Genomic DNA, 23,811 nt, shown 5'->3' with positions numbered 1-23,811 from the left:
TCAGCATCATGGAAAAGACCATTCCAGCCACAAAGGCACGACAAGGTCGTAAAGGCCTTGAGGTGCTCAGTGTCTTGGTCGTGAGCCTGATCTTCACATTCGTCGTCTGGGCGGCACTGGGTATTTGGGGTGAAATGATCGACGGTTCCGCGGCTGATAACCCGGGTGGCGTGACCACTTCCGCGCCACAGACAAATACCAAAAGCGATTGATCCTCTTATACCCCGGCCGAAGGTGCCTGTCTTAATGGCTCAGATTTCCGCAATACCCATGGATGTTAGAGAAGCTATGGGAGTTATTCTCGAAAGTGCCCGACAGCGCGATAGACCCTTTGGTGTGTCAGACGCGGTTGATCAGCTCAGGCAACAATTCCCAGACTTGGCGGTGTCCGACAACGATCTGGTTGGCGCTTTTGTCGGCGAAGCCGTGACTGCGGATGTGAAGCTAAGTTTGATGATGTCGACCGCAAATCGTGCAGCCTCTACTGTGGAGGTTGACAGTTCAGAGGTGAACCCCCGGCAGCGTCAAGGTAGGCGAAGATACTCGGAAAATCAGCACGCACAACCCACGCTATCTGCAGGCGACAAGATCGATCAACAGCCGTGAATCCAACGAAGGACAGGCTAGCACAATCACGCGATGCGGCAGAACGATACGCACCAATGCCGAAGGGTTCCTCGCTTCTTTACGGCGTAATAGCAGTGACAGTGGCCGGCATTGCGATTTGGACTGCTGGGTTATTCTACAACTACAACTTGTTTCTCCACCCAATTTTTATTGGCATCCTGGCGGCTTGTTCCTTCGTCGGGGGTGTTATGCTTCGACAGCTGAGGAAACGTCGACACAATATAGCATATAAGTGGCATAATAAAAACCGGCCTTGAGCAGTGAATTGGCTGACGTTAGAATGGCGCGCTTATAGTTAATGATCTTCGCCTAGCCTTGAAATTGCTTGCAGCACAGCACTCAGATCGTCTCTGGTATCATCAGTGTTTTCTGGAGATTGCGAGGCCCGGCGGAGGTCTTTCGCTTGAGAGGCAATCTCTTGCAACCTTCGCAGCTTGTCGCCACGAGATAGGGCCGCATCATTTTCGATACTGGATACAATCATTGCGTAGTAGGACATAGATTCTTGGACCTCGGCGCGCGCCTCCTTGCTCTAGCGAAGACAAGGATTGCAGCCTATGATCTAATCATGGCTGTAATTGTCTAAACATAATCGTGGACTGAAAGTTCCTCAGGAAGAAAGGTGACGTAGGACGTTCGGCAGCACCAGAGAAAGGCACGCTCTGGTATTGCGGCGAGCACCGCGAGGATGGAGAAAGCAAGCGCCGATGAGGCAATTGCGCTTGCTGTGATCCCCTGCCATCCTGCCGCCATGAGCGTTGTCCCGCCCAAGAGCTACCACGCCTATCCCGATCGGCACATCGATTGCCAAGAGGCGTTGGAAGACGAAATCAAGGCCCCTATTGCGCGAGCCCAGGCCGCCGGCTGGACACTGGACGATATCGCCCGGGCGGTCGGTGATCTGCTTTGGGCTCAAATGATACGGGCGACCGAGCGAGCGCGGCGCTATCTGTCACGTTGGTTCGCCTGAATGGTCAAGCACCTTCCCTTGCGGGGGAGACGGCTTGCGCGCGCGCACGGCTAGCCGGGATGTTTAAAATAGCTGGCTGGTGTGCCCGCTGCCCGTCAGCGCCCATGGCAGCCAGCGAAATCTATGCGGCGCTACGCAGTCGCCGGTGTAGATAATTCGCATCGAACCCTGCAATCTGGACCAGCTTTCCTGGGTCCGTAATGAGCAGATGTCCTCTTTGGAGGTCCATAGCCCCTTCGTGTCTCAACTCTTTCAGCACCCGATTGAGATGTACGGGTGTCATGCCAAGGGAGTCGGCTAACATTAGTTGAGACAAGGGCAATGCGAGGTAAGGTTCAAAATCGAGGCCGATGTTTCGGGCTCGCAGATAAAGTTCACACATCAGATGCGCCACCCGCTCGATACTGCTGCGGCGTCCCATGCTTGTGATCCACGCTCGCATGGTGCCTTCGTCGACCAACTGGGCTATGTACATTGCCTTGGCAACGCCCTTGTGGCGATCCATGATCGCATCCATTTCGAGACGATCAATAGTCGCGACAACGGCCGCAGTGATCGTTTGTATGCTGTGGTCCATCTCTGCCAACAAACCGACATGGAGGTCGCAGCAGTCACCCGGCATCAGATATGCAAGTATCTGGCGACTGCCGTTTGGCAAGATTTTGTAACGGCAGGCCCACCCTTCTAGGATGACAAAAACCGGACCGGGGCGATCACCTTCACGAATCAAGTCCTTCCGTGGCGCTACCTTTCGCGCATTTGAAGTGGCTGAGATAAGCGTCGATTGCTCATTGGCGCTCAAAGGCCCAAAGTTCGACAATTTTCCGACAAACCGGTTGCTCATGGGGCCATAGTCCCACGTCGCCGCATATTTTAATATTGTCCAAAGTTAATGTCGAATGTTGATATAGGTGGTGGTTCGGATGCAAAATGCCTGTAGGATGAGGGATCGTCGGCCCCATCCCGGCTCCGGCGGCTGAGAGGCAAATCACTCTCGCCCAACCGGAGAACGGGCATGACCACCGAAATCTTCAACGATAACAACCCGACTAAGTCGGACATGGAACTTCGTGGGCCCGATGCACACGGACAGGCTGCGATGCTGCTGGTTGAAAGCCTTCTTCACGGTCTGATTGCGCGTAAGGTCTTGAGCGTGGCGGAGGCGGTCGAGATCGTGGCAACCGCCGCCGAGATTAAGGTCGAAGTCGCGGCCGAATGGGGAGACTCTCCCGCGACGATGCTCAGATCACTCGACATTCTCGGCGCTATTCAAACCAGCTTGCAACGCGACATCGCCGACAAATGAAGGCCCTGTTTGGACCCGTGTGAGCCTCGGTCTGTCATGTAGGGGTGGAGATACTGAGAATGCCTCGCTATTATTTCGATGTGTGTGACGGAGCGGACGTCATGTATGACCAGGTTGGCATCGAACTTGATCGTGACGACTTGGTGGCGGGCCATGCGATAAGAGCACTGCCGGAAATGGCCCATGATGAATTACCGAACGGCCCGCAACGGGATTTTTGGGTAAAGGTCCGCGACGAGACAGGCACCTACATTTTCGTGGCGGATTTAAAGTTTAGGTCAAGCTGGCTTCGGCGGCGTTAAATGCGCCGGAACTGGGCCAAACCCAGGCGCATTCGCTGTCCCTCGGCAAAAGAGATCGCATAGTCTTCGATTTCGAAATCGGCAATACGGGTCTTACGCCCCGTCTCGACAACCCGAACCAGCCAATGGCCGCAGCCTTCGACCAATTCAACACTGCCAGATTCAGAGTTGGACTTTTTAATAGAACACATCGGCTGTGTCCGTGACCGATCTAGGGCTCTACATGTAACCCATCTGGCTAGGACTCAATCAAATGCTTCGCGAGCCGCCCTAAGGCGTTTCGACTGTTTGAATATCCGCGCTTCCCAGCGCAGCGCTCGAATATCGAAACCTGCTCTCTTCACAATTTGAAGCGCTTCGTGTTCAGAGATCGCGGTCTCCTCCGCGAGACACTTAGCCTGCTCGAAAAGCAAATCGTTCAGTAATACAGGAGTCATGGTTCCCGCCCCGGTGTCCAATCATGGCAGCCTACGACTGAGAAAACAGGGCAACCATCACATAGGTTATTGTCGGCAACGAATAATCCATGCGGCCGGCATCAGCGCCGCGGAATTGGAGATCAAGCAACTGACGAGGATGGGGTAGTTGTCACAAGCCCGCCACTCTCACAGCGATGAAGGTCTAAGCCCTTAGCCCCCACTCAGCCGAGCGGCGCTGCTGGCGGTTCAGCGGCGTCACGTTGCCGCCGGGCGGATTGATCCGCTCGCCAATTCGGTCGGGCCAGGTATGGAGGGTGCGGACACGAACGCCTTCAGCGTCGACAACGGCCATCTCCAGCCGGCCGCCAATCAGGTATTGAGGTGCCCTGTCCGGCTCGCCCCACTTCGCGGGCTCCCATGGAATGCGGCGATAGTGCTCGAACATCTGCACGCCGGTTTCCGAGAAATATTCCTCTGGGCTCTCGCCACGGTACGGCTTCCGGCACCCGGTCGCGGCGAGGCCGGTCTGTTCACCTTCGGCGCCGGTGGCGATGCCGGCGTGCATCTGTCCAGGATGACGGAGTTCCAGTGCTGGCCAGCCAGAATTCTCGAAGTTCTGAAACGTCATATGGCGGGCGCCGTGGGTTTCGGACATGCCGGCAATGAGCCAGTCGCCCTTGTTGCCTCGGTCGGGCCAAAGAGCGAACTCTTCCATCATGCCCGCCAGGTGCTTTATCCCCTGGTCAAAACCGTAGGCTTCGATCAGGTCCAAAATCGCCTTGCTGACGGTGTCTCCGAAGCCGATCTGTCCGCGTGAAACGACCGCAAGCGGAACCTTCTCCGACACCCGGATTTTGCTTTGGATGCCCATGATCACGCCGTCCCGATTATAGGCGGCGCAATCGCTAAGAACGACGACGGCGTAGTCAGTCTCGGCTGATAGCACCGCGCTCATGCAAAGCTCCGATTATTCTGGTTGTGAGGCTTGCGCGCCTCGCGTTCGGCCGCGCGACGCTGTTGCCGGGTTGGCGGCTGCAACAGGGCAGCAGCGGCGCCCGCGAACGGATCAATCGCCGAGCCGACCTTATCGCCATAGTCCCGAACGCGGGTGACTGTGACGCCCTCGGCAGTGATCGAGGCGAGTTCGACAGTCCCGCCGATGCAATATCTGGGTGCGCCGATCGTGTCGGGCAGTGGCTCGCCTTTTCGGACGCGCATGATGTCGAATATCTCTCCGGCCCGCGTTTTTGCCCAAACTGAAGGATTGCCCCGAACAGGCCAGATGCCCAGCCGGACAAGCTCCTGGGGATCGAACATCGTTCCGGCGGCAACGAAGGTATCCATCTCGTTCAGTCTGAAGGCGGGGAAGCCCGGAAGTGTCGGGTAGGTATGCACCCGGAAATGACACGGCCCTCGCGTCGGGGAGAACGCACCAATGGCCAGATCGAAGTTCTGATCTTCGTGGCGGACTTCGTCCTCGATGCGTTCGGCCACAACCGCTGCCGCTTGCAGGAATACGTCAATTCCATGCTGGTCGGCCTGCCTGCATAACCCATCTGCGAATAGCAGGGCGAAGCGGGATGCGCCTCGAACGGCGATTGCCAGAGGCACCTGCTTCGCCGTCCTGATGGTCCGTTCGAAGCCGACGACGTTGCCGTCTTCATCGTAGGCAGCGCTGTCGGCGAGGAGCTCGACGGATTTGGGAAATTGGACTGAAAGGAAAGCAGTCATCTTTTGATCCTTGACGGTCTGCCGCCCATGCCCATCACTGCCTTACGGGCGTCAGAGCCGGGGCGATTAATTGCTGCTGCGACGCGCTTCTCGATGATAACGTGGGTGCGATAGCCGCCGCTTTCGTCCTGCGTCGTTTCCTCGCTGACCTCGACGCCAGCCCTGTTTTCAATGACGGTCTGGTGGTTGAGTGTGACGCCGCCTCCAGCCGCCATCGCCTTTGACGTTGCGTTGTTGCGGATGGTCTCGCCGCCACGCATACGCATGAGTTCCGGGCCGCGCTCGCCGATCCATGCCCAGCCGGGAGGGGCGTTTTCGGTGCCGTTGGCATATCCAGGATTGTGCGTTGACATCATCGGCGAAGCTGCAAAGCGTAGCCCGCCCCAAGGATCGCCACCGGCTCCGACAGGATCGCCGTAAGTGTTCGGCCCGCCGAACAAGTTGGCTATCCAGTTGGAAATGCCACCGAACAGGCCACCTCCACCGCCGCCACCTCCACCGCCTGAAGCAGCCCGCGAGAGGGCGCTTCCGACCTGATCAAAGCCCTTGCCGAGCGTGCCCAGGCTGTTGCCCGCGCCGATCGCATTCGTGGTCATGTGGTCGACGGATACGCCGGCCGCATCCATCTTTTTGCCAAGCACCTCGAAGTGCATGGCATCCTTTTTGGAATTCCAGTCACCGCCCCAGCCGATGCCGTAGCGGGCTGCCATCTCACTCACGCCGGGAGGCATGTCTGTGATCAGACGGCCACCTCTCCCGGTATCTGGATTTGTCAGCGGGTTGATGTCGATGGCGTTCCCGTAGGCGTGGTTTGAAAGACGGTTTGTCCCAGCGATGTTGCGGTGATTATATCCGCCGAGCGAATTGATCTGATAACCGGATGCCTGAAGCTCGTTGATGAAACCCTGGAAGCGGTCGGCATAGGCGGCATTGACTTGCGCCACCAGAGTGCCGGCCGTGACATTGGCGAGAGGGATACCGCCCTGTGTCGTTCCTATGGCCGGAAGGGCCGCCCGCGCCACAGGTTCAACAGGAGCAGCACCCAGTCGCATATTCGCCCAGGGATCGCCGCCGGCAGCCGGATTGTTCGGAGCGGGAACGCCAGCGCCGCCGAGCAGGTTGTTCACCCCGGCGCCGCCCACGATGACAGTGGCCGCAGTCATGTTCACGGTGCCAACGTTCTGCATTTCGGGCATGGCCAAGTCTTCCAGCCCAAACATCTTCATGCCGCCGGTGACGATGTCCTCGATCAGTTTGTCAGACAGCTTCGTCGCATAGCTGGTGGCCGCGTCAGCGACACCCTGCATGATCGCTTCGCCGAGATTTTCCGAGCCGGACAGCGCGCCATCGCGAATGCCCGACAAGAGATCGATGCCCAAGTCTTTGTAGCCCTGAAGCTGATTGGTGCGGCGCATGTAGGTCGCCTCGTAGCTATCGAGGCCGTAGCCCGTTCCACGAAGCCGACTGGCGATTGCCTGATCCTCAGAGTTGCGGAAAACCTGGCTGCGCTCGAACTGGAAGTCATCCATCAACCTCATACGCGCCGCGGCTTCGGCGGCGACGCCGTAGGCCTCAGACTCGGGCGGCATCTCACAGCAGTCGTCGGCGAGTTTCCTTGCGGCGTTCATGCTGCCTCCTGCAATCGGGCTTGCAGTGCCACGGCCTGCCGCCAGGTCTCTTCGCCCCACGAATGCCGGTGAGCCGGGTCGACCCCGAGCGGCGTAATGCTGGCGGGCAGCGGCGAGGCTTCCCAAGGTCGGAGGCCAAGCGCGAGATGTAGCGCGGCGAATTCGCCGGCGCGGAATGCCTCGACGGCTTCCGGTGTGATCCGCTGCCGAAGTTTCGAGGTTCGCCGTTTCACTGGCATCGGGCGGCCTCCCCATCAAAGAGAAGCCCCAGCCGAGCGAGATATTCCGCCTCACTCTCGAAGGTCGGCGGGTCATCGGGATCGTAGACATCTGCAACGAAGTCGCCTGGCTTGCGCTTCTCATCGATCAAGTGGCCATCCACGTGCCGGTGAATGCCGTTGTAATATTCGAACTCCCACTGATCGACGTAGCTCGTCGGCATGCCGTACTCGAAGTCAGGGACGTAGTTGAGCACCTCGAACTTCGGGGTTCCTTTGCCGCCGGTGCGAATTCGGTTCTCCGGCGCGTCGAACATCCACCAGCCGCGCGGCCGCGTGCCGGGGTGGTCCAGCACCCACTGCGCCAGCAACTCATCGCGCCAGCGCTCCCACATCTGGCGCACCTCGGCGTCGCTCCACCAAAAAACGAACTGGTGTTCCGGGTCGCCGAGGAAATGGCCCTCCACTTCCTCGGGCAGCCCGCTCTCTCGGCGTATTGCCTTCTTGCGTTTCACAGGCATAGTTATCTCCTGTTGCTGCCGATGGCAGGCGGACGCGTCGGCTCACCGCCAGGGCCTTCGCCGTCCAGGTCCAGTTCACGAATGGCCCGCATGAAGGCGATGCGCGCATCCCTTTCGATGGAAACCTCCGGACGAACCTTCACGCCGCCCTTCTCGTCGACGAACGTCAAACCGAATTTGGCAACGGCCTTTCGGGCCTCTTCCTTCCGGTCCCATGCTTCGGCAGCGGCGATGAGCACTCGCAGATGCCAGGACTCCAGCGAGAACTCGGCCACGATGCTTTCGAACCATTCCCGCGTTGCAGGTGCCAGATGCTTCGGAGCGGATGGCGTCGCCTTCGACGCGGATGGACGAGGCTTTTCCGCCGAATTGCTGGCGACGACGGTCAGTGATGCGGCAGATTGAGGGCCTCGGGCACCCATTTCACTCACTCCTCGCGCGCGGGTTGAACCGGGGCATCGGAACTGAAAACGTTTGGCCGGACCGGTCTATGGGTAGGTCGATGCTAGATTTCGGACCTAGCCCCCCGGTAGGGTCGACCAGCCACCCGCCAGGCGAGCACGGTGGTGAGTGGCTGATCTCTGACGATCGCCGAGCGTACGTCGTCATCTCAGTGAACCGCCGGCTTGGGTTCGAGAGCCTTCGCCATCATGACGATCAAGGCGTCAATCTCATCGTTGACCAGTCGACGGCCCAGCGCAGCTTCCAGGCCAAGCGCAGCCGTAAGCAACGCATACTTGCCATCCGTGGTGCTGAGCCTGTCGAGGCCGGTCATCTGCCCTTGCCTCCTGCTATGAGGCGCGGGCGGCCAGCAATGATGCGCGGCTGAGCGTCGCGCTCGGCGAGCCTGGCTTCAAGCGTGGCTATGCGGTCCTCTAATTCGATGCGCCTCTCGTACTGTGAAATTCGATAGGCGCTGATGTAGCCAGTGATGGCGCCGGCGACACTCATCAGCGCTCGCCTGTCAGAAAGCTCTCTGATGTCTTCAAACAGTTTGCGCCCAAGATCATGATCTTCGACTCTGGCCATGGCCGCGAACTCGTCGAGCGTCACGCGCTCGCCGCGATCGAGCCTGGCCCGTATGTCGTAGGCGAGCACGCGCTGGCGTGCCTCTTGTTCCATTGCTACGCGATCGGCCATCGTCGTGCCTCAGCGTCCCGGTGTCATTTCGCGCGTGAAGTAATTGACAGCGCGCTCAGGCGGATAGTGCGACTTCGCCCCGCTCTCTTGCGGTTGCGGACTGACCTTGCGAAGAATCGTTCGCCGAACGCCTCGGGTCGTCTCGACGCACACCTGTCGCAAGGTGCCGTAGAGCCAGACATAGGTCCCGTTCGGATATGTTTTGTTGAACTCGTAGTGCTCGGCTCTGATTGCGTTCCTGCTTCTCATGATTGGTTACCTCAGCGGCAGTTGCGACGGATTTGTGAGACGATGCCGCCCATGTCGCGGCAGTTGAGCGGCAGGCGGTTGCGCAGGCTGACACGCGCTGCGGCTGCGGCGGCATGGAGTGCCACACCTCGGCTCAGGACTTCCTCCAGGCGGTCGGCTATGTCGAGAATTTCGTCACGAAGCCCGGCGCAGCCTTGATCGACCTGCAAATGAAGCGACGCTTCATAGTCGGCTTTCGCACCATCGCGCCTGATCTGCGCAAGCTGCTGCGCCTCATATGCCTCCCGCAACTTCACACCTGCCTCGTCAACCTCGCGAGCGGTGATGCTGGGGATGGTGCCGGGTTGCATATGGCGAAATTGATCCAGCGCGGCTGCCTGGATCGCCTGCGCCGACTTGAGTTCGGTCGTGGCCTTGTCCAGCGTCTGCTCGGCCTCAGTCAGGGCCGCCGGCCTCGGCGGGATTTTCAGCAGATCAGCGTAGCTCTGCGGTTCAATGGATTTTGGCGTCCGGGCCAGCATCTCGGTTCTCCGTTTCGTTGGAAGAACCGTACCCACCTATTTGCGATTTGTGCCCAACGCGTTGGCGCAGCCTTCCATCGCGGCGCGCTTTATCGCCTCGGCGAGTTTCCGCTTACTGCGGCTGCCCCGGTCATCGATCTTGCCGGCGGCCAGCATCATCTCGACGAACTGGTGGTCGACTGGCAACGGCACGATGCTTTCGCCCCGGTCTTGACGATCTCGCCATCGGCGCCAGCGAACAGTACTGGGGTTCTCGGCATCGCTCATGCGGCACCTGATGCCGGGGGGCGAGGATCAGAAATTGTCCCACGGCCAAGGGTGATACCGGCCGGTGGCGCAAATCTAGACGCCGCAGGTTTCGGCAAAAAGTTCCGTTGGCATCCCTGTAATTTCGCGTGCGCCCGGCCCTCAGAGAGGGCGCAACGCGCTATAGGGGTATGGGGGGATGTGTGTGTAGGGCGTCTGAAGGCGTCTGAAGCCCGTTTGAAGGGCGTCATAAAGGCGTTCGAACCCCCGTTTGAAGGGCGTCTGAAGGGCGTCTGAAGGCTCATTTGTCCCTCACGACGGCGACCCGTTTCAGCCGGCGAGAAGCTGGCCCGGTCTCTTCGATTGTGATCTTGCCGGCTTCGAAAAGCCTGTTCATGGCGTCTACGAAGCCGCGTTTGCGGATGCCTTCAGCCTTGGGGTCTTTCTCAAAAACCGTCGGTGCATAGTTGGCAGATGGCGACGCGCTGACGTAGCGCCCCTGCGCGGCATAGGTGTCCACCAGATCAAGAAATATGCGTTCGGCCTTCGATTGGACCGCCATGGCGGACATGCTGTCCTGCCTCGTTGCCGGGACGAATGTACCTGCCTGCCAGCGCAGCCGGATTTCGTCACCGAGCTGGGCATAGTTGCTCTTGACGACACGCAGCACGCGCAGGTCGGGGTCAGGTTCGTCACCGTCATCAGCCTTCACCCGCTCGAGAAACAGCCGGGAGCGAACTGAATTGCTCCATGCGGTGGAGCCTGACAGGCCTGTGCCGGTGGAGATGCCGGACAGGCTCGGATGCGCCAGAACGACGACGGTTACTTCCTGTTCGGTGCACAGGCGCCGCAGCAAACCGACGAACTGCCGGACCTGTGTTCGAATGTTCTCGTCGGCGCCGTACACGTCGGCGAGCGAGTCCAGGATGATGATATCGGCCATCGTGGGTATGACCGACCGCACCAGCTTCTCGTAGAGGTCCGTGGGGACGATGGCGCCGTTCTTCGGGTTGAGATTGGCAAGTACGGAATTCTCGCCAGCGCGCGGCAGGAGATGTAGATTCCTGACATCCGCGAGCGAAACGCTGGTCGCCTCCGAAATGTTGGCCAGCCTGCGGTGGAGCTCGTCCAGGTCGTCTTCCGCGCTCCAGTAGATCACGCGGGAGGGACGGACTTCACGCCCGGCCCAATAGCCATCGGTGTTGGCGGCGAAGGCCAATTGAAGGGCGAGGAGCGACTTGCCCGTTCCGCCGTCGCCGCCGAGCAGCGTGACGTTGTATCGCGGTACCAGGCCCTCCACGACCCATTCGCGTGGAGGAACCGGCTTGCCGGCCAGGGACGCCGCATGGACAAATCTGAAGCCGGACGAAGCTTCCGGCCTGTCATAGTCGATGTTTCGATAAATCTCTTCGTCCCGATCGGCGTCGGCAATCATGCGCGCGGCAATGGCGTTGCTGTCCTCGGCGCCCATGTCAGTAAGTCCTGCGATGCGCGCGACGCCATTCGGCAGCCGATCGCGCGATGTTCTCGGGGATGTTGTCGGGCGGCGGCGGCCGGCCAGCCCATGTGGCAATGAGACCGCTGGCGCCGGAATACAGGCTGTTGAGCGTGGCGCAGTCGTAGCCCGCATCGTCGAGGTGCAGGACGGCGGCGTGGAGCGCATTCCTTGCCAGCCGCACATGCCGGACGGCAATGGCGACCTGGACAGGCGTGGTGACTGGGATGGCGTTCATTGCGCCCTCCAGCCCGACAGGATGGTCTGCAGGGATTCCAGTTCTGCCGCGTTGACGGTCTCGCAGCGTGCCCATGCTTCCGGCTCGATGAGGTAGTCGATTTCCCGCTCGATGCACTCGCGCAGGTCGCGCGGGTCCATGGCGTCGAGTTCCCAGCACCGCGTCCCGTGGTTCTCGACGAACCAGCCGTGGCGCTTGTCCGAGCGCTTGTCGGAGGCAGGGAAGGACGGGAGACCTTCCGTCTGTTCTGGCCTCAAAGCGATGCGCTGCAACTTGACGTGGCTGCCGCCATATTCGTCGAGCCTGCGGGGCAGGTCTTTCTCCGACATGTAGAGGCCGCTCGGATCGAAGTCGCCGCAGTAGAGCACGACCAAGTCACGGCCATCGTCATCCTTGGCAATGTCGTTGACCGTGGTCGCGGAGGCGAAGCCGTGCATGACGCGGAATCCAACCGCATAGTGATTTAGCACCGGCTTCAGGACGCCGCGCACCGTTCCTTTTTCGGACCAGACTTCGACGCGGTAGGGCTGCTGATTCCAGAAATCCCGGCGATACGACCGGGCTACCGCTCGAGCGTACTGCGCCGGGTCATCCCATGTCGAAACCCGCTCCAGTTCGCGGGTCTCGTCAACAATCCATTCCCACGGAATGTTGCCCTGTTCGCGGGCGATCCGCAGAAGGCGATAGACCTTCTGCATCTCGTTGGTCGACATCGACGGGATCATGCCGGAGGTGAAGAGCTTGTAGCCGATGCCGCGTCCCGTGATCGGCTGGACCGCCTCGGCGATGGCGCGCATGGCGGCGATCAGGTCGAGCGAGGTGCTCGACATGCCGCGACCTTTTTTCAAACCCGGTTGAAAATGCTCGCTCATGCCGACCTCCAATGGAGTTCGGCCACGGCCAGCGCCGCCGACAGGCTGATGCCGGGCTGATGCCGCTGGACACGGAAAGCTTGAAAAACGAGGGGTGGGAGGCTATCCTCCAGAACATCGAACTTGCCGCAAAGCCTGTCGATATTCTGGAAGCCCGCTGCCTGAACCGCAGCGGGTTTTCCATTAGGGAGAAGCATGATGGGCGCCTCCCTGAACAACTCGGTCATGCAGGATCGCCGGTCGGAACTCGCGCTGGAGCCGAAGCCCCTCTGAAAGCGCCGACCAATAATCCCGGTGCTTGGGGATGAAGGTGGCGGAAATGTCGTGGGCCACCGCGACTAGATAAACGCCGGGGTTGTCGGCGGCGCGGTCAATGGTGATCTCGACCGCCATGTTATGCGGCCTCGCCGTTAAGCATCCGATCCAGCGCCGCGCGCGGAACCAAAAGCCGTTTTCCAATTCTTATTGAAGGGATTTCGCCCCGGCGGACGCCTTCGTACCCAGCGTTGCGGCCAATGCCGAGAAGTTCGGCAGCTTCCTCAACCGTGACAGTCAATCGATTTGTATCTGCCATTTTCTGCTCCTGTATGACCCCGGATGTGGGGCTATGTGAAGCAGTAATATTATAGCCCCACATGTGGGGTCAACCCCACTTGCGGGGCTATGCACCGCGTGTTACACAGAGCGGGATGAAACAACATCAACGGGCATACAAACATGAGTGGACGACCCGACTCCGCAACAGTTGACGTCAAGCTACGGATGAAGGAGCCGCTTCGCGCTTCACTTGAAGCGGCCGCGAAGAGACTCGGGCATTCCATGAACTCCGAGATTGTGCGCCGTTTAGAGCGCTCGTTTGTCGATGATGACCTCTTCAGCAGCCAAGAAATTCACATCTGGGCAATCCTCTTAGCAGAAGAATTCCACAAGGCCGGGTCTTCGGCCGCCGCCCACGCTGATGATGATACAGCCGATCGAAATTGGCGCGGCCATCCCGACTATCTGATGCTGGCGACACTCGCGGTGATGAGAAGCCTGGTGCGCGATTTTGTCCGCCTGCCCGGCGTCAAAGGTGACGATGTCGTTTTCCTGATTGATCAACTGAAGTCCGGCGTCGCGTCTGAATTGGTCTACGCCGGCAAAGCGAAGTGGGTCGACAAGGATGGAAAAGAGATTCGATCCGGCTTCATAGGAGATGACGATGCGCGGTAATATCACTCGGCGCGGCAAGGGCTCATGGCGCCTGAAATTCGACCTTGGCACCGATCCCGCCACGGGCAAGCGTCTCACTCAATACGTGACCGTGCGCGGCACGAAAAAGGAGGCTGAAGCCGAGTTGAACAAGCGGCTAAATCAGATCGATGAAGGGACATTCGTCGAGAAGACGGCGACATCGGTTGAAGAGTATGCTCGGCATTGGCTGAAGGCGATTGCGCCGTCGAAAGCGGCGGCCAAGACGCTCGAAAGGTATGGCGAGATCGTCGACCAACATATAGTCCCGCAGATTGGCAGGGTTGCCCTCCAGAAACTCGACGGTGCGCGTATCGACGAGTTCTATGCTCACTTGCGAATAAATGGACGCCGCGACGGCAAAGGCGGACTGGCGCCGCAAACCGTCCAACACATCCACCGGCTGCTATCTCAAATCCTGTCGTCGGCCGTGAAGGCCCGGAAGGTACGGCAATCGCCCATGCAGGCGGTTCAGACCACACCGAAGGTTCGGCGCGAGGAAATCCAAGTTTTGGACGACGCCGAGTTGGTAGGTCTTTTGAAGTACCTGAAAGGGCGGTCGCTCTACATGCCGGTCATGTTGGCCGCGTCGACGGGCATGCGCCGGGGCGAGGTCTTGGCGCTCCGCTGGAAAGACATAGACCTTGACCGGGCCTCGCTTCAGGTTGCGCAAGTCGTGGAACAGACCAAGGCCGGCATATCGCTGAAGGAGCCGAAGACAGACCGTAGCCGCCGCACGATCGCATTGCCCGTGCGTCTCGTTGTGGAACTACGTCGGCATCGCAAAGAGGAAGCGGAAACACGCCTGAAGCTCGGTCTCGGTAAGAGCGATCACGATCTGGCCTTTCCGACATGGGACGGGCAGATGCGTAGCCCGCGACCGTTCTCAAAAGAGTTCGCCCGAGAAGCTGCTGCGGCCGGCGTCGCGCACGTCACGTTCCACGGACTGCGGCACACCCACATAACCCATCTGCTGCGCAGCGGCGTGCCGGTGCATGTCGTATCGGCGAGGGCAGGGCACGCGAACCCGTCGGTGACACTGAACATTTATGCGCATCTCCTGCCTGGACAGCAGGAAGGTGCAGCCGCCGTAGTTGACGCGGCCCTGACTGCCGCACTACAGGAATGAAGCGCGAACCGGTCGGGAACGCCCTCGGTGCCAATTCGGTGCCAACATCAGGGCAGGGCGGTTCAGCAAGTTTCCTAAGTGATTGAAAAATCACGATGGAGGGATGGCCGAGCGGTTTAAGGCACCGGTCTTGAAAACCGGCGTGGGCGCGAGTTCACCGTGGGTTCGAATCCCACTCCCTCCGCCAATATTGGTGATTTCATTGGGCTTTTTCTCTTTTTCACCCAATGATAAAACCTGAAATACTCAGCGAAGAGAGCGCCAGCCATGAAGCGTTCGCGCTCGCCAGCCCCCAAGAGGTAAGGCGCGAAGTCTATAGCGGTCCAGGGGCTACAGGCGAAACACTTCTGGGAAAAGTAACCGCCGGACCAAAACCCAACCCGCCCTTGGTCCGGCGGTCTTTAATTTCCCGATCTGGTACATCGGGTGCCACGGGAGGAAGTGACTAGCTTATACGAAGCAAAAGCCGTGCCAGTCGCCGCCTACGCCAACCTCCGGATTCACCCAACCCGGTATACCCGCAGCCTCGAGCACCGAGGCGGCCGTTGCCGGTAATCGCCTTGCAGGCCGCCACCAGGACCGCCTTCGGGGATGGCGGCAAATAACACCGACCCATTCAGCAACATCAATACAATCAGAGGTAGATATCGTTCTCATATACAAGTATTGCCTGAATTCTTATATTTCACCGCAAAGCTGCCAATAGCCGTCGAAGCCGACGTTCAGCAGTGGAATCTTCGTCGTCGGCATTCGCCCCGGTTGCTCTGGGAAGGCGCATCCGGGTCATCAGGCCGGGCAATACGGCAACGTTTTCGCGGGTTTCGACGCGACATTTAGTCACTGCTAATTTTCCACATTTCAGTGATCCAAAAGCGGCGATCCAGCGTTTGGCGGAATCGAAATAATTCCAAGCGCAACCAGACCAGAAAGCTCCGGAAACAAGACGTACTGGAACCGCCGAGGTGCACCTGCCATTTGGTTCGATCAAAAAGAGGAGAATGTATGAGATTGGTATTCTTCTTTTTCATCGATCTTTTGGGAACTCCGGAGGCCGATCCTCGTTCATTGGCGGCGCTTATCGATTCGAACACCGAAGCGTGCTAACGCGCGATTAAAGTTTAGTCTTGATTCGCCTGCATTTTAAGACAAACACATTCAGGTTACTTTGGAGAGAGCGAACGTGGAAGACGAACACACCTCTAGGCTGGAACTGACGGCGTCGATCGTCTCGGCCTATGTATCGAAGAACAGCGTGCCGATGGCCAATCTTGCCGAGCTCGTCGCCAGCGTCCATGCGTCGCTGGGGAAACTGGTCGGCAAGCCGGAGCCGGAACCTGTGCCGCTCGTGCCTGCGGTGCCGGTGAAGAAGTCGATCACACCAGAGTACATCATTTCGCTTGAGGATGGCCGCAAGTTCAAATCTCTGAAACGCCACCTCAGCACACAATATGGCATGTCGCCGGAACAATACCGCGCGAAGTGGAACCTGCCCTCCGACTATCCCATGGTCGCGCCCAACTATGCCGCGACCCGTTCGGCGCTGGCCAAGACGATGGGTCTGGGACGCAAGGGCGAACTGGAAGAGGAAGCACCACCGGTGCAGCCTGCGCCCCGCCGCAAGCGTGCGGCGAAAGACAAGGGATAGACTTGGGGACTGCCGTTTCGGCACTGCATCCCAGTCTGGAACCTTAGGCTGAAACCGGTCCAAGCCAGTAAGATGGCAACCGGCTCGCGTGCTGAGCAAGCCCGGGGCAAGAGCCGCTGATGACAGGTTGTCGGCAATAGCGCGCGGCCAATTGCCGTGCGCCGTTTTCGATGACGGGACGCTTCTCTTGTCTTGACGCCATAGCGCGTGGCCGATAGGCGGACACCGCGACCAGGCGTTTCACAAGGGTTCTCCATCCGATGGAAATTTTTACGGCGGCAGGCTTTTCCGCATTGTTGCAGGTCATCGCCATCGACCTCGTGCTTGCGGGCGACAATGCCATCGTCATCGGTCTCGCAGCGGCCGGTCTGCCCGCCGACCAGCGCAAGAAGGCGATCCTCGTCGGCATCGGCGCCGCCACCGTGCTGCGCATCTTCTTCGCCCTGGTCACGCAACAACTCCTGCAGATCGGGCCGATCCTGCTGATCGGCGGCGGCATCCTGCTGCTCTATGTCTGCTGGAAGATGTGGCGCGAGTTGCGGACGACCGACGAGGAAGAGCACGCGGCGACCGAGGCGCTGTCCGACACGGACCACGACAAGGACGGCAAGATCGGCGGCAGCGGCAAGCGCAAGACATTTGCCCAGGCCGCGTGGCAGATCGTGATTGCCGACGTGTCGATGTCGCTGGACAATGTGCTGGCCGTCGCCGGCGCGGCCATGGACCATCCGACCGTGCTGATCATCGGGCTGGCGCTCTCCATCGCGCTGATGGGCTTTGCCGCCTCCTTCATCGCGCGTCTGCTCCATCGCTTCCGCTGGATCGCCTATCTCGGCCTGCTGGTCATTCTCTATGTGGCCATCGAAATGACGCTGAAGGGCGCCTACGGCCAATGGCCGGATCAGCTTTCCGCGCTCGGCGCCTGGTTCGGTCCTCCCGGCGCTATCGGTCACTGACAACAGCGACACCGCCGCGGTTTTCCTGCCGGCGGAACTGTGTTATTGCGCCGCCAAAATCGAGCGCATCGACGCTTGACAGCAACAGCAACAATTCAGGCAAGCCGGGCCATCCTTGGTTCCGGCTTTCGCCGTTGAAGGCTAAGAACAATGTCCGCCACCGCACCCCGCGTCAGTTTCGTCAGCCTCGGCTGCCCCAAAGCCCTGGTCGATTCCGAGCGCATCCTGACGCGCCTGCGCGCCGAAGGTTACGAGATCGCGCGCAAGCATGACGGCGCCGACCTCGTCGTCGTCAACACCTGCGGCTTCCTGGATTCTGCCCGCGATGAATCGCTCAGCGCCATCGGCACGGCGATGAAAGAAAACGGCAAGGTCATCGTCACGGGCTGCATGGGAGCTACGCCGGAACTGATCCGCGAGAAGCATCCGAACGTGCTGGCGATCACCGGCCCGCAGGCCTATGAAAGCGTCATGGCCGCCGTCCACGAGGCCGCTCCGCCGCAGCACGACCCGCTGGTCGACCTGCTGCCGCCGCAGGGCATAAAACTGACGCCGCGCCACTATGCCTATCTGAAGATTTCAGAGGGCTGCAACAACCGCTGCACCTTCTGCATCATTCCCGCTCTGCGCGGCGACCTGGTCTCGCGTCCCGCCGCGGACGTGCTGCGCGAGGCCGAGAAACTGGCAAAAGCCGGCGTCAAGGAAATCATGGTGATCTCGCAGGACACCAGCGCCTACGGCGTCGACATCAAATACGAGGCCAGCCGCTTCCAGGACCGCGAGGTGCGGGCAAAGTTCCACGACCTCGCCAAGGAACTCGGCGAGCTCGGCATGTGGGTGCGGCTCCACTATGTCTACCCCTACCCGCACGTCGCCGACGTCATCCCGCTGATGGCCGACGGAAAGATCCTTCCCTATCTCGACATTCCCTTCCAGCATGCCTCGCCGGCGGTGCTGAAGAACATGCGCCGCCCCGCCCATGGCGAGAAGACGCTCGAGCGCATCCGCGGCTGGCGCGAGGTTTGCCCGGACCTCGCGGTCCGTTCCACCTTCATCGTCGGCTTCCCCGGCGAGACGGAGGAGGATTTCGAGATGCTGCTCGACTGGCTGGACGAAGCCAAGATCGACCGCGCCGGATGCTTCAAATACGAGCCGGTCAACGGAGCCCGCTCCAACGATCTCGGTCTCGCCGAAGTGCCGCAGGAGATCAAGGATAGCCGCTGGCACCGCTTCATGCAGCGCCAGCAGAAAGTCTCCGCGACCCAGTTGCAGAAGAAGGTCGGCAAGCGCCTGCCGGTCATCATCGACGAGGCCAACGGCACCGCCGGCAAGGGCCGCACCAAATACGACGCGCCGGAGATCGACGGGTCGGTGCATGTCTCGTCGCGGCTCCCGCTGCGCGCCGGCGATATCGTGACGGTCAAGATCGACCGGGCGGACGCCTACGATCTTTACGGCCAGGCGGTTTGATCACAGCCGCGGCGGGCCGTCCGGAAACATTTTCTGGAAATGCGGGATGCGCATCGCCGCTTCCTGGTCCTTTGCCTGGTAGCGCCGGTAGGTGGGCCGCCCAGCGATCCGCTCGAGATAGGCGCCGAAGGCCGGCCGCGCCGGAAGCACTTTCAGAACGTTCATCGTGTAGCCTATGGCGGAGGCAAGCTGCGTGTCGGCGGCGGTGAAGCGGTCGCCGGCGGCGAAATCGTTCTCGGTCAGGCGGCGCTCGACATAAGCAACCATGTCGTCGAACAGACCGAAGGAATAGTCGTTGCTTTGGTAGGTCAGCCCGTGGGCGCGCGCCGCCACGCAGGGATCGATCACGGAATCGCAATAGACGCATGTGGTGAGATACGGCGCCCGCAACGGATCGCCGATTGGCGGTGCAAGGCCTGCTTCCGGAAAAGCATCGGCCAGATAGGTGGTTATGGCGGCACGCTCGGTGATCACCGTGCCGTCATGCTCGATCGCCGGCACCTTCTTGTTCGGCTGGATCTTCCGGTATTCCTCCGGCACGCCGCCCTCGGCGCGGATGTCGACGTGATGGGTTTCGTAGGAAACCCCCAGTTCCTCCAGCAGCCACAGCACGCCGGAGGCGCGAGACCAGGGCGCATAGTAGAATTTCAGCATCTTACTCTCCCAGTTCTGGACCGATGGCTTCAGGCTAGCAGACCGCTCATGACAGCCGACCGTCAGCACATGCCGGCAACGGGGAAGCCGGATGATCGTTGCGCGTGGGGCCTTCCGCATCGAATTGCGCATGCTAGGTTGCGCCGCGTGGGAGGAGGGATTCATGGCAGAAAAACGCAGATTGCGCGTCGGGCTGGTTGGCACCGGCTTCATGGGGCGAACGCACGCCAACGCCTACGGACAGGTTTCAAAATTCTTCGACAGCGCCATTGCCGTCGAACTGACCGCCGTCTGTTCCCGCAACGCCGGCAAAACACGACGCTTCGCCGAACAATGGGGTTTTGCATCGCACGAGTCGGACTGGCGAAAATTGGTGGCGCGCGACGACATCGACCTGATCGACATTGCCACTCCCAATGACACCCATGCCGAGATCGCCATAGCCGCCGCACAGACCGGCAAGATAGTGGCCTGCGAAAAGCCACTCGGCCGCACTTTCGAAGAGTCACACCGGATGGCCGACGCCGTGAAAAAGGCCGGCGTCGCCAACATGGTCTGGTATAACTATCGCCGCGTGCCGGCGATTGCCCTTGCCAAGCAACTGATCGACGAGGGTTTTCTCGGCCGCGTCTTCCACTATCGCTCGAAATTCCTGCAGGACTGGACCATCTCGCAAGACGTGCCGCAAGGCGGCGCCGGGACGTGGCGGCTGGACAAATCCGTCGCCGGTAGCGGCGTGACCGGCGACTTGCTGGCGCATTGCATCGATGCCGCGCAGTGGCTGAACGGATCGATCAGAGAGGTAAGCGGCATGACCGAGACCTTCATCCGCGAGCGCGCCCATGTCGCCACCGGCAAACCACAGCCGGTCACCATCGACGATGCCAGCGCCTTCCTGGCGCGCTTCGAAAACGGTTCATTGGCGACGTTCGAGGCGACCCGCTACGCGCGCGGCCACAAGGCCCTGTTCACGCTGGAGATCAATGGCGAGCGCGGCTCCATCGCCTGGGACCTGCACGACCTCCACCGGCTGCAACTGTTCGACCACGGCGGCAAGGGGGCGTTGCGCGGCTGGCGGTCGATCCACGTCACCGACGGGGACCATCCCTATATGAAAGCCTGGTGGGTGCCGGGGCTGCAGATCGGCTACGAACACACTTTCATCCATCAGGTCGCAGATTTCCTGAAGGGTTTGGAATCGGGCAAGACGCTGGTGCCGGACTTCGAGACGGCGCTGAAGACGGATGCGGTTGTCGATGCGGTGCTGCGGTCAGCGCAGACCCGGCAATGGGAGCCAGTGCCCGGGTAAGCTGTTGCTATTTACACGAACACTAGCATCGCCAAGCGCACCTGGCGAATGGCGTTCGAATTCTCAACAACTTGGAGCCTAACCCGAAAGCCGGGCAGCGTCGCCCGTCCGGCGATCATGACGTATCGATGTGCTCCACTCCGCCGAAAGCGATTGCGCGCCGCGCCTTTATAAAACGGTCCCGCCACACCATTGCCGGTACGCGTTGCGTAAAGCGCCCGGTCGGCACGCTGCGAAACAGCGCCCGCCCGGCAAAATGCCGCAGGCCGCTGAAGACGGACGCCAGCGCGCGGAAGCAGCGGGCAAGCCGCAAAGCCTCGGCGCAGCCATCGTCATCCGCCCCGCCGACCGCGGCCATTGGCACGACACGTGCGCCACCGGCATGTTCGATGGCAAACACCCGCGCGGCAACCTCGGCCGGCCGCAGCAGCGACAACACGAAGGCGCGAACCGGGAACGGCACAACGCACAGGCGCTCGGCCAGTATAGCCAACCCAAGCAGCATCGCAACGATGCCCCTCAGCGTCTCCTGCGCATACCCGTATTCGGCGCGGTCCATTCCAGCCTCCGTTCAGAGCGCATAATAGCAAGGCAGCCGAGAATTTCAAGGAAAACTTTCCTATATTCGTTCTCCGCCGGCATCGCGTATCAGTGTGACAGTGCCGGCGACGTCCGACAGAAGCGGCGTCAAACATCAGACGCCATTGACATTGCCCAAGAAAAAGCCGGGCGAGGTTGCCCTCGCCCGGCCAATTTCTGCGGAACTCACTTACTTGGCGATGCAGGTGTCGGCCGTGTCCGGCGTGCACACGTCGAGGCCGGTATAGGTCGGGTCGGCCGGAGCCGGCTTGCCATCCTTCAGATCGGCAAAAGCCTTCATCACCTGGTAGCCCATTTCGAACGGGCGCTGGCCGACCTGGCCGTTGGAAAGACCCTCCTTCATCTGGTCGATCTGGGTCGGCAGGGTGTCGGCATAGACCACCGCCAGCTCATGCTTGGCGATCTTGTCCTTGAAGGGGGTCGTGGCGGCGCGATTGGCGTCCGGCACGAACTGGGCGAAGCCGCCGGTCGCGGCGAAGGCGTCGAGGTTCGGCATCTTGGTCAGCAGGTCCTGGAACTGCTGGGCAGCCAGCGGGAAATCGTCATTGGTGTAGAGCGGGCAGCCTTCCGCCTCGGTCCAGCCGTTTTGGCCGGTCAGCGGATCGCCGGGCGACTGCGCGGATTCCTTGCCCGCTAGCCCGTCGCGGATGCCCTGCATGCGCTCATTGAGGTTGGCGGCCGCTGCGCCGCCCGACTGGATGCAGATGACGCCGCCCTTAGGCTTCACCGTCTGCAAGATCTTGGCGATGTTGGTGCCGATCTCGTAATTGTGGGTGCCAATATAGGCGACGCGCAGGCCCTTGTTTTCCGGCAGCACGTCTGAATCGAAAGTCAGCACCGGAATACCCGCTTCCTTGGCGGCTTCCAGCGCCGGCACGATCGCGGCGGCGTTGGACGGCGACACGGCTATGCCGGCGACCTTCTTGGCGACCAGATCCTGGACGATCTGCACCTGCTCCTCGCCGCCGCCATGTTCGCCGGGGCCGATATACAGGCACTCGAAGGCGCCGTTCGACTCGGCTTCCGCCTTCTTGCACCCGGCCAGCGCCTGGTCATAGAAGGGATTGTTCATGGACTTCGGCACCAGCGCGTATATCAGCTTGTCCTGCGCATAGGCTTGTCCTGCCATCAGCGCCGAAAACGCGACCGCGACCGTCATTACATACTTCTTCACCTGAAACTCCTCCAAAGGTGCTGACCGATCGATACCCCGCCGTGCCAGCTCCGGCGGAACTTTTCACGGAAGCGCGGACGAAGGGATGTCCCTCGCCCGCGCCCCGAAATCGTGGTGAGCTGCTTGGCGATGTCCTATTTCGCGATGCAGGTGTCGGCGGTATCAGGCGTGCAGACGTCGAGACCGGTATAGGTCGGGTCGGCCGGCGCGGGTTTGCCGTCCTTCATGTCCTTCAGGAAGAACATGGTTTTGTAGCCCATCTCGAACGGCCGCTGGCCGACCTGGCCGAGCGACAGGCCTTCCTTCATCTGGTCCATCTGGATCGGCAGCGTATCGGCGACGACCAGCGCCAGTTCTTTCTTGGCGATCTTGTCCTTGAAGGGCTCGACAGCCGCGCGGTTGGCGTCCGGCACGAATTGCGGGAAGCCACCGGTCGGCGTGAAGGCGTCGACGTCGGGTGTTTTCGCCATGAAGTCCTGGAATTGCTGCACCGAGAGCGGGAAGTCGTCATTGGTGTAGAGCGGGCAGCCCTCGGCCTCGGTCCAGCCGTTCTGGCCCGTCAGGGGATCGCCGGGCGATGCCGCCGATTCCTTGCCGGCCAGCGTGTCGCGGATACCCTGCATGCGCTCGTTGTGGTTGGCCGCCGCGGCACCGCCGGACTGGATGCAGATCTTCCCGCCCTTCGGCTTGATCTGCTGCACGATCTTGGCGATGTTGACGCCGATCTCGTAATTATGCGTGCCCACATAGGCGGCCCGCAGGTCCTTGTTCTCCGGCAGCAGATCGGAATCCCAGGTCAGCACCGGAATGCCGGCATCCTTGGCCGCCTGCAGGGCGACCGCCATGGCCGCCGCGTTGGAAGGCGACACGGCGATACCGTCGACCTTCTTGGCGACCAGATCCTGCACGATCTGCACCTGCTCCTCGCCGCCGCCATGCTCGCCGGGGCCGATATACAGGCATTCGAACGCGCCGTTGGCCTCCGACTCGGCCTTCTTGCAGCCGGCGAGCGCCTGGTCGAAGAAGGGGTTGTTCATGTTCTTGGGCACCAGCGCGAAGGTGTATTTCTGCTGGGCGTAGCTCTGGCCGGCCATCAGCGCGGAAAACGCCACGGCGGCCGTCAAGATGTATCTTTTCACCAGTTCCTCCACTTGTTTTTGA

Annotated in this window: 33 protein-coding genes and 1 tRNA gene; 12 read left to right on the top strand and 22 right to left on the bottom strand. The window is 60.6% G+C overall.

The window, feature by feature from the left end:
* The first annotated feature begins 8 nt into the window (after positions 1–8).
* From ABMA59_RS23790 to ABMA59_RS23780, 3 genes are all read left to right on the top strand, one after another.
* Positions 9–212, top strand: a complete 204-nt coding sequence (locus ABMA59_RS23790; protein ID WP_349007878.1) for a hypothetical protein — start codon at positions 9–11, stop codon at positions 210–212.
* A 34-nt stretch (positions 213–246) separates the two neighbouring features.
* Positions 247–606, top strand: a complete 360-nt coding sequence (locus ABMA59_RS23785) for a hypothetical protein (protein WP_349007877.1) — start codon at positions 247–249, stop codon at positions 604–606.
* Positions 607–1,315: 709 nt separating this feature from the next.
* On the top strand, positions 1,316–1,597 hold the full coding sequence (locus tag ABMA59_RS23780; protein ID WP_349007876.1) for a hypothetical protein: 282 nt from the start codon (positions 1,316–1,318) through the stop codon (positions 1,595–1,597).
* A 121-nt stretch (positions 1,598–1,718) separates the two neighbouring features.
* On the opposite strand, the gene ABMA59_RS23775 is transcribed toward ABMA59_RS23780, so the two are convergent.
* Complete coding sequence (locus ABMA59_RS23775) at positions 1,719–2,441, bottom strand: Crp/Fnr family transcriptional regulator (RefSeq protein ID WP_349007875.1); 723 nt, start codon at positions 2,439–2,441, stop codon at positions 1,719–1,721.
* A 171-nt stretch (positions 2,442–2,612) separates the two neighbouring features.
* On the opposite strand from ABMA59_RS23775, the gene ABMA59_RS23770 reads away from it, so the two are divergent.
* Complete coding sequence (locus ABMA59_RS23770) at positions 2,613–2,903, top strand: hypothetical protein (protein WP_349007874.1); 291 nt, start codon at positions 2,613–2,615, stop codon at positions 2,901–2,903.
* Between the two features lie 59 nt (positions 2,904–2,962).
* Positions 2,963–3,205 (top strand): DUF6894 family protein, encoded by a 243-nt coding sequence (locus tag ABMA59_RS23765; protein ID WP_349007873.1) that lies wholly within the window; start codon positions 2,963–2,965, stop codon positions 3,203–3,205.
* A gap of 245 nt (positions 3,206–3,450) precedes the next feature.
* On the opposite strand, the gene ABMA59_RS23760 is transcribed toward ABMA59_RS23765, so the two are convergent.
* The 17 genes from ABMA59_RS23760 to ABMA59_RS23680 form a co-directional block, all read right to left on the bottom strand.
* A complete protein-coding gene (locus ABMA59_RS23760) occupies positions 3,451–3,642 on the bottom strand; it encodes a hypothetical protein (protein ID WP_349007872.1) in 192 nt (63 codons plus the stop codon).
* 184 nt (positions 3,643–3,826) lie between these two features.
* On the bottom strand, positions 3,827–4,579 hold the full coding sequence (locus ABMA59_RS23755; protein ID WP_349007871.1) for a hypothetical protein: 753 nt from the start codon (positions 4,577–4,579) through the stop codon (positions 3,827–3,829).
* The gene (locus tag ABMA59_RS23750; RefSeq protein ID WP_349007870.1) at positions 4,576–5,355 is read right to left on the bottom strand and encodes a hypothetical protein; all 780 of its coding nucleotides are present in this window, start codon (positions 5,353–5,355) and stop codon (positions 4,576–4,578) included. The genes ABMA59_RS23755 and ABMA59_RS23750 overlap by 4 nt, the downstream gene beginning before the upstream one ends.
* Positions 5,352–6,884, bottom strand: coding sequence for a M15 family metallopeptidase (locus ABMA59_RS23745; RefSeq protein ID WP_349007869.1), 1,533 nt, complete (start codon positions 6,882–6,884; stop codon positions 5,352–5,354). Before ABMA59_RS23745 ends, ABMA59_RS23750 begins: the two co-directional genes overlap by 4 nt.
* Positions 6,885–6,979: 95 nt before the next feature.
* The gene (locus ABMA59_RS23740) at positions 6,980–7,222 is read right to left on the bottom strand and encodes a hypothetical protein (protein ID WP_349007868.1); all 243 of its coding nucleotides are present in this window, start codon (positions 7,220–7,222) and stop codon (positions 6,980–6,982) included.
* Positions 7,213–7,722 (bottom strand): hypothetical protein, encoded by a 510-nt coding sequence (locus ABMA59_RS23735; protein WP_349007867.1) that lies wholly within the window; start codon positions 7,720–7,722, stop codon positions 7,213–7,215. The genes ABMA59_RS23740 and ABMA59_RS23735 overlap by 10 nt, the downstream gene beginning before the upstream one ends.
* A gap of 2 nt (positions 7,723–7,724) precedes the next feature.
* A complete protein-coding gene (locus ABMA59_RS23730) occupies positions 7,725–7,997 on the bottom strand; it encodes a P27 family phage terminase small subunit (RefSeq protein WP_349007866.1) in 273 nt (90 codons plus the stop codon).
* Positions 7,998–8,332: 335 nt separating this feature from the next.
* On the bottom strand, positions 8,333–8,497 hold the full coding sequence (locus ABMA59_RS23725) for a hypothetical protein (protein ID WP_349007865.1): 165 nt from the start codon (positions 8,495–8,497) through the stop codon (positions 8,333–8,335).
* Positions 8,494–8,862: a hypothetical protein gene (locus tag ABMA59_RS23720; RefSeq protein WP_349007864.1), complete on the bottom strand. Its 369-nt coding sequence runs from the start codon at positions 8,860–8,862 to the stop codon at positions 8,494–8,496. The genes ABMA59_RS23725 and ABMA59_RS23720 overlap by 4 nt, the downstream gene beginning before the upstream one ends.
* Before the next feature lie 260 nt (positions 8,863–9,122).
* The gene (locus ABMA59_RS23715) at positions 9,123–9,632 is read right to left on the bottom strand and encodes a hypothetical protein (protein WP_349007863.1); all 510 of its coding nucleotides are present in this window, start codon (positions 9,630–9,632) and stop codon (positions 9,123–9,125) included.
* 36 nt (positions 9,633–9,668) lie between these two features.
* Entirely contained in the window at positions 9,669–9,899 is a 231-nt protein-coding gene (locus ABMA59_RS23710; protein ID WP_349007862.1) for a hypothetical protein, read from the bottom strand.
* A gap of 280 nt (positions 9,900–10,179) precedes the next feature.
* Positions 10,180–11,349 carry an AAA family ATPase gene (locus tag ABMA59_RS23705; RefSeq protein WP_349007861.1) on the bottom strand — a complete coding sequence of 390 codons (1,170 nt, stop codon included), beginning with the start codon at positions 11,347–11,349 and terminating at the stop codon, positions 10,180–10,182.
* Between the two features lies 1 nt (position 11,350).
* Positions 11,351–11,611, bottom strand: a complete 261-nt coding sequence (locus ABMA59_RS23700; protein WP_349007860.1) for a hypothetical protein — start codon at positions 11,609–11,611, stop codon at positions 11,351–11,353.
* Positions 11,608–12,483: a hypothetical protein gene (locus tag ABMA59_RS23695; RefSeq protein ID WP_349007859.1), complete on the bottom strand. Its 876-nt coding sequence runs from the start codon at positions 12,481–12,483 to the stop codon at positions 11,608–11,610. The genes ABMA59_RS23700 and ABMA59_RS23695 overlap by 4 nt, the downstream gene beginning before the upstream one ends.
* The gene (locus ABMA59_RS23690; protein WP_349007858.1) at positions 12,480–12,710 is read right to left on the bottom strand and encodes a hypothetical protein; all 231 of its coding nucleotides are present in this window, start codon (positions 12,708–12,710) and stop codon (positions 12,480–12,482) included. The genes ABMA59_RS23695 and ABMA59_RS23690 overlap by 4 nt, the downstream gene beginning before the upstream one ends.
* A complete protein-coding gene (locus ABMA59_RS23685; protein WP_349007857.1) occupies positions 12,667–12,876 on the bottom strand; it encodes a hypothetical protein in 210 nt (69 codons plus the stop codon). Before ABMA59_RS23685 ends, ABMA59_RS23690 begins: the two co-directional genes overlap by 44 nt.
* A gap of 1 nt (position 12,877) precedes the next feature.
* Complete coding sequence (locus ABMA59_RS23680) at positions 12,878–13,057, bottom strand: helix-turn-helix domain-containing protein (protein ID WP_349007928.1); 180 nt, start codon at positions 13,055–13,057, stop codon at positions 12,878–12,880.
* Positions 13,058–13,245: 188 nt separating this feature from the next.
* On the opposite strand from ABMA59_RS23680, the gene ABMA59_RS23675 reads away from it, so the two are divergent.
* From ABMA59_RS23675 to rimO, 6 genes are all read left to right on the top strand, one after another.
* Positions 13,246–13,695: a hypothetical protein gene (locus tag ABMA59_RS23675; protein ID WP_349007856.1), complete on the top strand. Its 450-nt coding sequence runs from the start codon at positions 13,246–13,248 to the stop codon at positions 13,693–13,695.
* Complete coding sequence (locus ABMA59_RS23670; protein ID WP_349007855.1) at positions 13,685–14,842, top strand: tyrosine-type recombinase/integrase; 1,158 nt, start codon at positions 13,685–13,687, stop codon at positions 14,840–14,842. The genes ABMA59_RS23675 and ABMA59_RS23670 overlap by 11 nt, the downstream gene beginning before the upstream one ends.
* A gap of 97 nt (positions 14,843–14,939) precedes the next feature.
* Positions 14,940–15,029, top strand: a tRNA-Ser gene (locus tag ABMA59_RS23665).
* A 993-nt stretch (positions 15,030–16,022) separates the two neighbouring features.
* The gene (locus ABMA59_RS23660; RefSeq protein ID WP_349007854.1) at positions 16,023–16,487 is read left to right on the top strand and encodes a Ros/MucR family transcriptional regulator; all 465 of its coding nucleotides are present in this window, start codon (positions 16,023–16,025) and stop codon (positions 16,485–16,487) included.
* Between the two features lie 260 nt (positions 16,488–16,747).
* The gene (locus ABMA59_RS23655) at positions 16,748–17,443 is read left to right on the top strand and encodes a TerC family protein (RefSeq protein ID WP_349007853.1); all 696 of its coding nucleotides are present in this window, start codon (positions 16,748–16,750) and stop codon (positions 17,441–17,443) included.
* A gap of 150 nt (positions 17,444–17,593) precedes the next feature.
* The gene (gene rimO / locus ABMA59_RS23650; protein WP_349007852.1) at positions 17,594–18,913 is read left to right on the top strand and encodes a 30S ribosomal protein S12 methylthiotransferase RimO; all 1,320 of its coding nucleotides are present in this window, start codon (positions 17,594–17,596) and stop codon (positions 18,911–18,913) included.
* Here rimO and ABMA59_RS23645 read toward each other — a convergent pair whose 3' ends face one another.
* Positions 18,914–19,567: a glutathione S-transferase family protein gene (locus ABMA59_RS23645; RefSeq protein ID WP_349007851.1), complete on the bottom strand. Its 654-nt coding sequence runs from the start codon at positions 19,565–19,567 to the stop codon at positions 18,914–18,916.
* A 163-nt stretch (positions 19,568–19,730) separates the two neighbouring features.
* On the opposite strand from ABMA59_RS23645, the gene ABMA59_RS23640 reads away from it, so the two are divergent.
* Entirely contained in the window at positions 19,731–20,876 is a 1,146-nt protein-coding gene (locus tag ABMA59_RS23640; RefSeq protein ID WP_349007850.1) for a Gfo/Idh/MocA family protein, read from the top strand.
* A gap of 115 nt (positions 20,877–20,991) precedes the next feature.
* Here ABMA59_RS23640 and ABMA59_RS23635 read toward each other — a convergent pair whose 3' ends face one another.
* From ABMA59_RS23635 to ABMA59_RS23625, 3 genes are all read right to left on the bottom strand, one after another.
* Entirely contained in the window at positions 20,992–21,435 is a 444-nt protein-coding gene (locus ABMA59_RS23635) for a hypothetical protein (RefSeq protein ID WP_349007849.1), read from the bottom strand.
* 210 nt (positions 21,436–21,645) lie between these two features.
* On the bottom strand, positions 21,646–22,650 hold the full coding sequence (locus tag ABMA59_RS23630) for a substrate-binding domain-containing protein (RefSeq protein WP_349007848.1): 1,005 nt from the start codon (positions 22,648–22,650) through the stop codon (positions 21,646–21,648).
* Positions 22,651–22,784: 134 nt separating this feature from the next.
* Positions 22,785–23,789, bottom strand: a complete 1,005-nt coding sequence (locus tag ABMA59_RS23625; RefSeq protein WP_349007847.1) for a substrate-binding domain-containing protein — start codon at positions 23,787–23,789, stop codon at positions 22,785–22,787.
* Positions 23,790–23,811: the final 22 nt, after the last annotated feature.

The organism is Mesorhizobium yinganensis (assembly GCF_040081985.1).
Lineage (GTDB): Bacteria > Pseudomonadota > Alphaproteobacteria > Rhizobiales > Rhizobiaceae > Kumtagia > Kumtagia yinganensis.
The sequence above is the reverse complement of the archived record's forward strand: the minus strand, read 5'-3'. Positions and strand labels throughout refer to the sequence as shown.

Coding starts and splice junctions, on each gene's coding strand:
- ABMA59_RS23690 (WP_349007858.1), bottom strand. CDS start 12,710: ATGACCGAGTTGTTCAGGGAGGCGCCCATCATGCTTCTCCCTAATGGA.
- ABMA59_RS23655 (WP_349007853.1), top strand. CDS start 16,748: ATGGAAATTTTTACGGCGGCAGGCTTTTCCGCATTGTTGCAGGTCATC.
- ABMA59_RS23635 (WP_349007849.1), bottom strand. CDS start 21,435: ATGGACCGCGCCGAATACGGGTATGCGCAGGAGACGCTGAGGGGCATC.
- ABMA59_RS23775 (WP_349007875.1), bottom strand. CDS start 2,441: ATGAGCAACCGGTTTGTCGGAAAATTGTCGAACTTTGGGCCTTTGAGC.
- ABMA59_RS23750 (WP_349007870.1), bottom strand. CDS start 5,355: ATGACTGCTTTCCTTTCAGTCCAATTTCCCAAATCCGTCGAGCTCCTC.
- ABMA59_RS23740 (WP_349007868.1), bottom strand. CDS start 7,222: ATGCCAGTGAAACGGCGAACCTCGAAACTTCGGCAGCGGATCACACCG.
- ABMA59_RS23705 (WP_349007861.1), bottom strand. CDS start 11,349: ATGGGCGCCGAGGACAGCAACGCCATTGCCGCGCGCATGATTGCCGAC.
- ABMA59_RS23670 (WP_349007855.1), top strand. CDS start 13,685: ATGCGCGGTAATATCACTCGGCGCGGCAAGGGCTCATGGCGCCTGAAA.
- ABMA59_RS23790 (WP_349007878.1), top strand. CDS start 9: ATGGAAAAGACCATTCCAGCCACAAAGGCACGACAAGGTCGTAAAGGC.
- ABMA59_RS23785 (WP_349007877.1), top strand. CDS start 247: ATGGCTCAGATTTCCGCAATACCCATGGATGTTAGAGAAGCTATGGGA.
- ABMA59_RS23675 (WP_349007856.1), top strand. CDS start 13,246: ATGAAGGAGCCGCTTCGCGCTTCACTTGAAGCGGCCGCGAAGAGACTC.
- ABMA59_RS23735 (WP_349007867.1), bottom strand. CDS start 7,722: ATGCCTGTGAAACGCAAGAAGGCAATACGCCGAGAGAGCGGGCTGCCC.
- ABMA59_RS23715 (WP_349007863.1), bottom strand. CDS start 9,632: ATGCTGGCCCGGACGCCAAAATCCATTGAACCGCAGAGCTACGCTGAT.
- ABMA59_RS23755 (WP_349007871.1), bottom strand. CDS start 4,579: ATGAGCGCGGTGCTATCAGCCGAGACTGACTACGCCGTCGTCGTTCTT.
- ABMA59_RS23745 (WP_349007869.1), bottom strand. CDS start 6,884: ATGGATGACTTCCAGTTCGAGCGCAGCCAGGTTTTCCGCAACTCTGAG.
- ABMA59_RS23760 (WP_349007872.1), bottom strand. CDS start 3,642: ATGACTCCTGTATTACTGAACGATTTGCTTTTCGAGCAGGCTAAGTGT.
- ABMA59_RS23685 (WP_349007857.1), bottom strand. CDS start 12,876: ATGGCGGTCGAGATCACCATTGACCGCGCCGCCGACAACCCCGGCGTT.
- ABMA59_RS23680 (WP_349007928.1), bottom strand. CDS start 13,057: ATGGCAGATACAAATCGATTGACTGTCACGGTTGAGGAAGCTGCCGAA.
- ABMA59_RS23780 (WP_349007876.1), top strand. CDS start 1,316: ATGGAGAAAGCAAGCGCCGATGAGGCAATTGCGCTTGCTGTGATCCCC.
- ABMA59_RS23765 (WP_349007873.1), top strand. CDS start 2,963: ATGCCTCGCTATTATTTCGATGTGTGTGACGGAGCGGACGTCATGTAT.
- ABMA59_RS23700 (WP_349007860.1), bottom strand. CDS start 11,611: ATGAACGCCATCCCAGTCACCACGCCTGTCCAGGTCGCCATTGCCGTC.
- rimO (WP_349007852.1), top strand. CDS start 17,594: ATGTCCGCCACCGCACCCCGCGTCAGTTTCGTCAGCCTCGGCTGCCCC.
- ABMA59_RS23720 (WP_349007864.1), bottom strand. CDS start 8,862: ATGGCCGATCGCGTAGCAATGGAACAAGAGGCACGCCAGCGCGTGCTC.
- ABMA59_RS23645 (WP_349007851.1), bottom strand. CDS start 19,567: ATGCTGAAATTCTACTATGCGCCCTGGTCTCGCGCCTCCGGCGTGCTG.
- ABMA59_RS23640 (WP_349007850.1), top strand. CDS start 19,731: ATGGCAGAAAAACGCAGATTGCGCGTCGGGCTGGTTGGCACCGGCTTC.
- ABMA59_RS23710 (WP_349007862.1), bottom strand. CDS start 9,899: ATGAGCGATGCCGAGAACCCCAGTACTGTTCGCTGGCGCCGATGGCGA.
- ABMA59_RS23770 (WP_349007874.1), top strand. CDS start 2,613: ATGACCACCGAAATCTTCAACGATAACAACCCGACTAAGTCGGACATG.
- ABMA59_RS23725 (WP_349007865.1), bottom strand. CDS start 8,497: ATGACCGGCCTCGACAGGCTCAGCACCACGGATGGCAAGTATGCGTTG.
- ABMA59_RS23695 (WP_349007859.1), bottom strand. CDS start 12,483: ATGAGCGAGCATTTTCAACCGGGTTTGAAAAAAGGTCGCGGCATGTCG.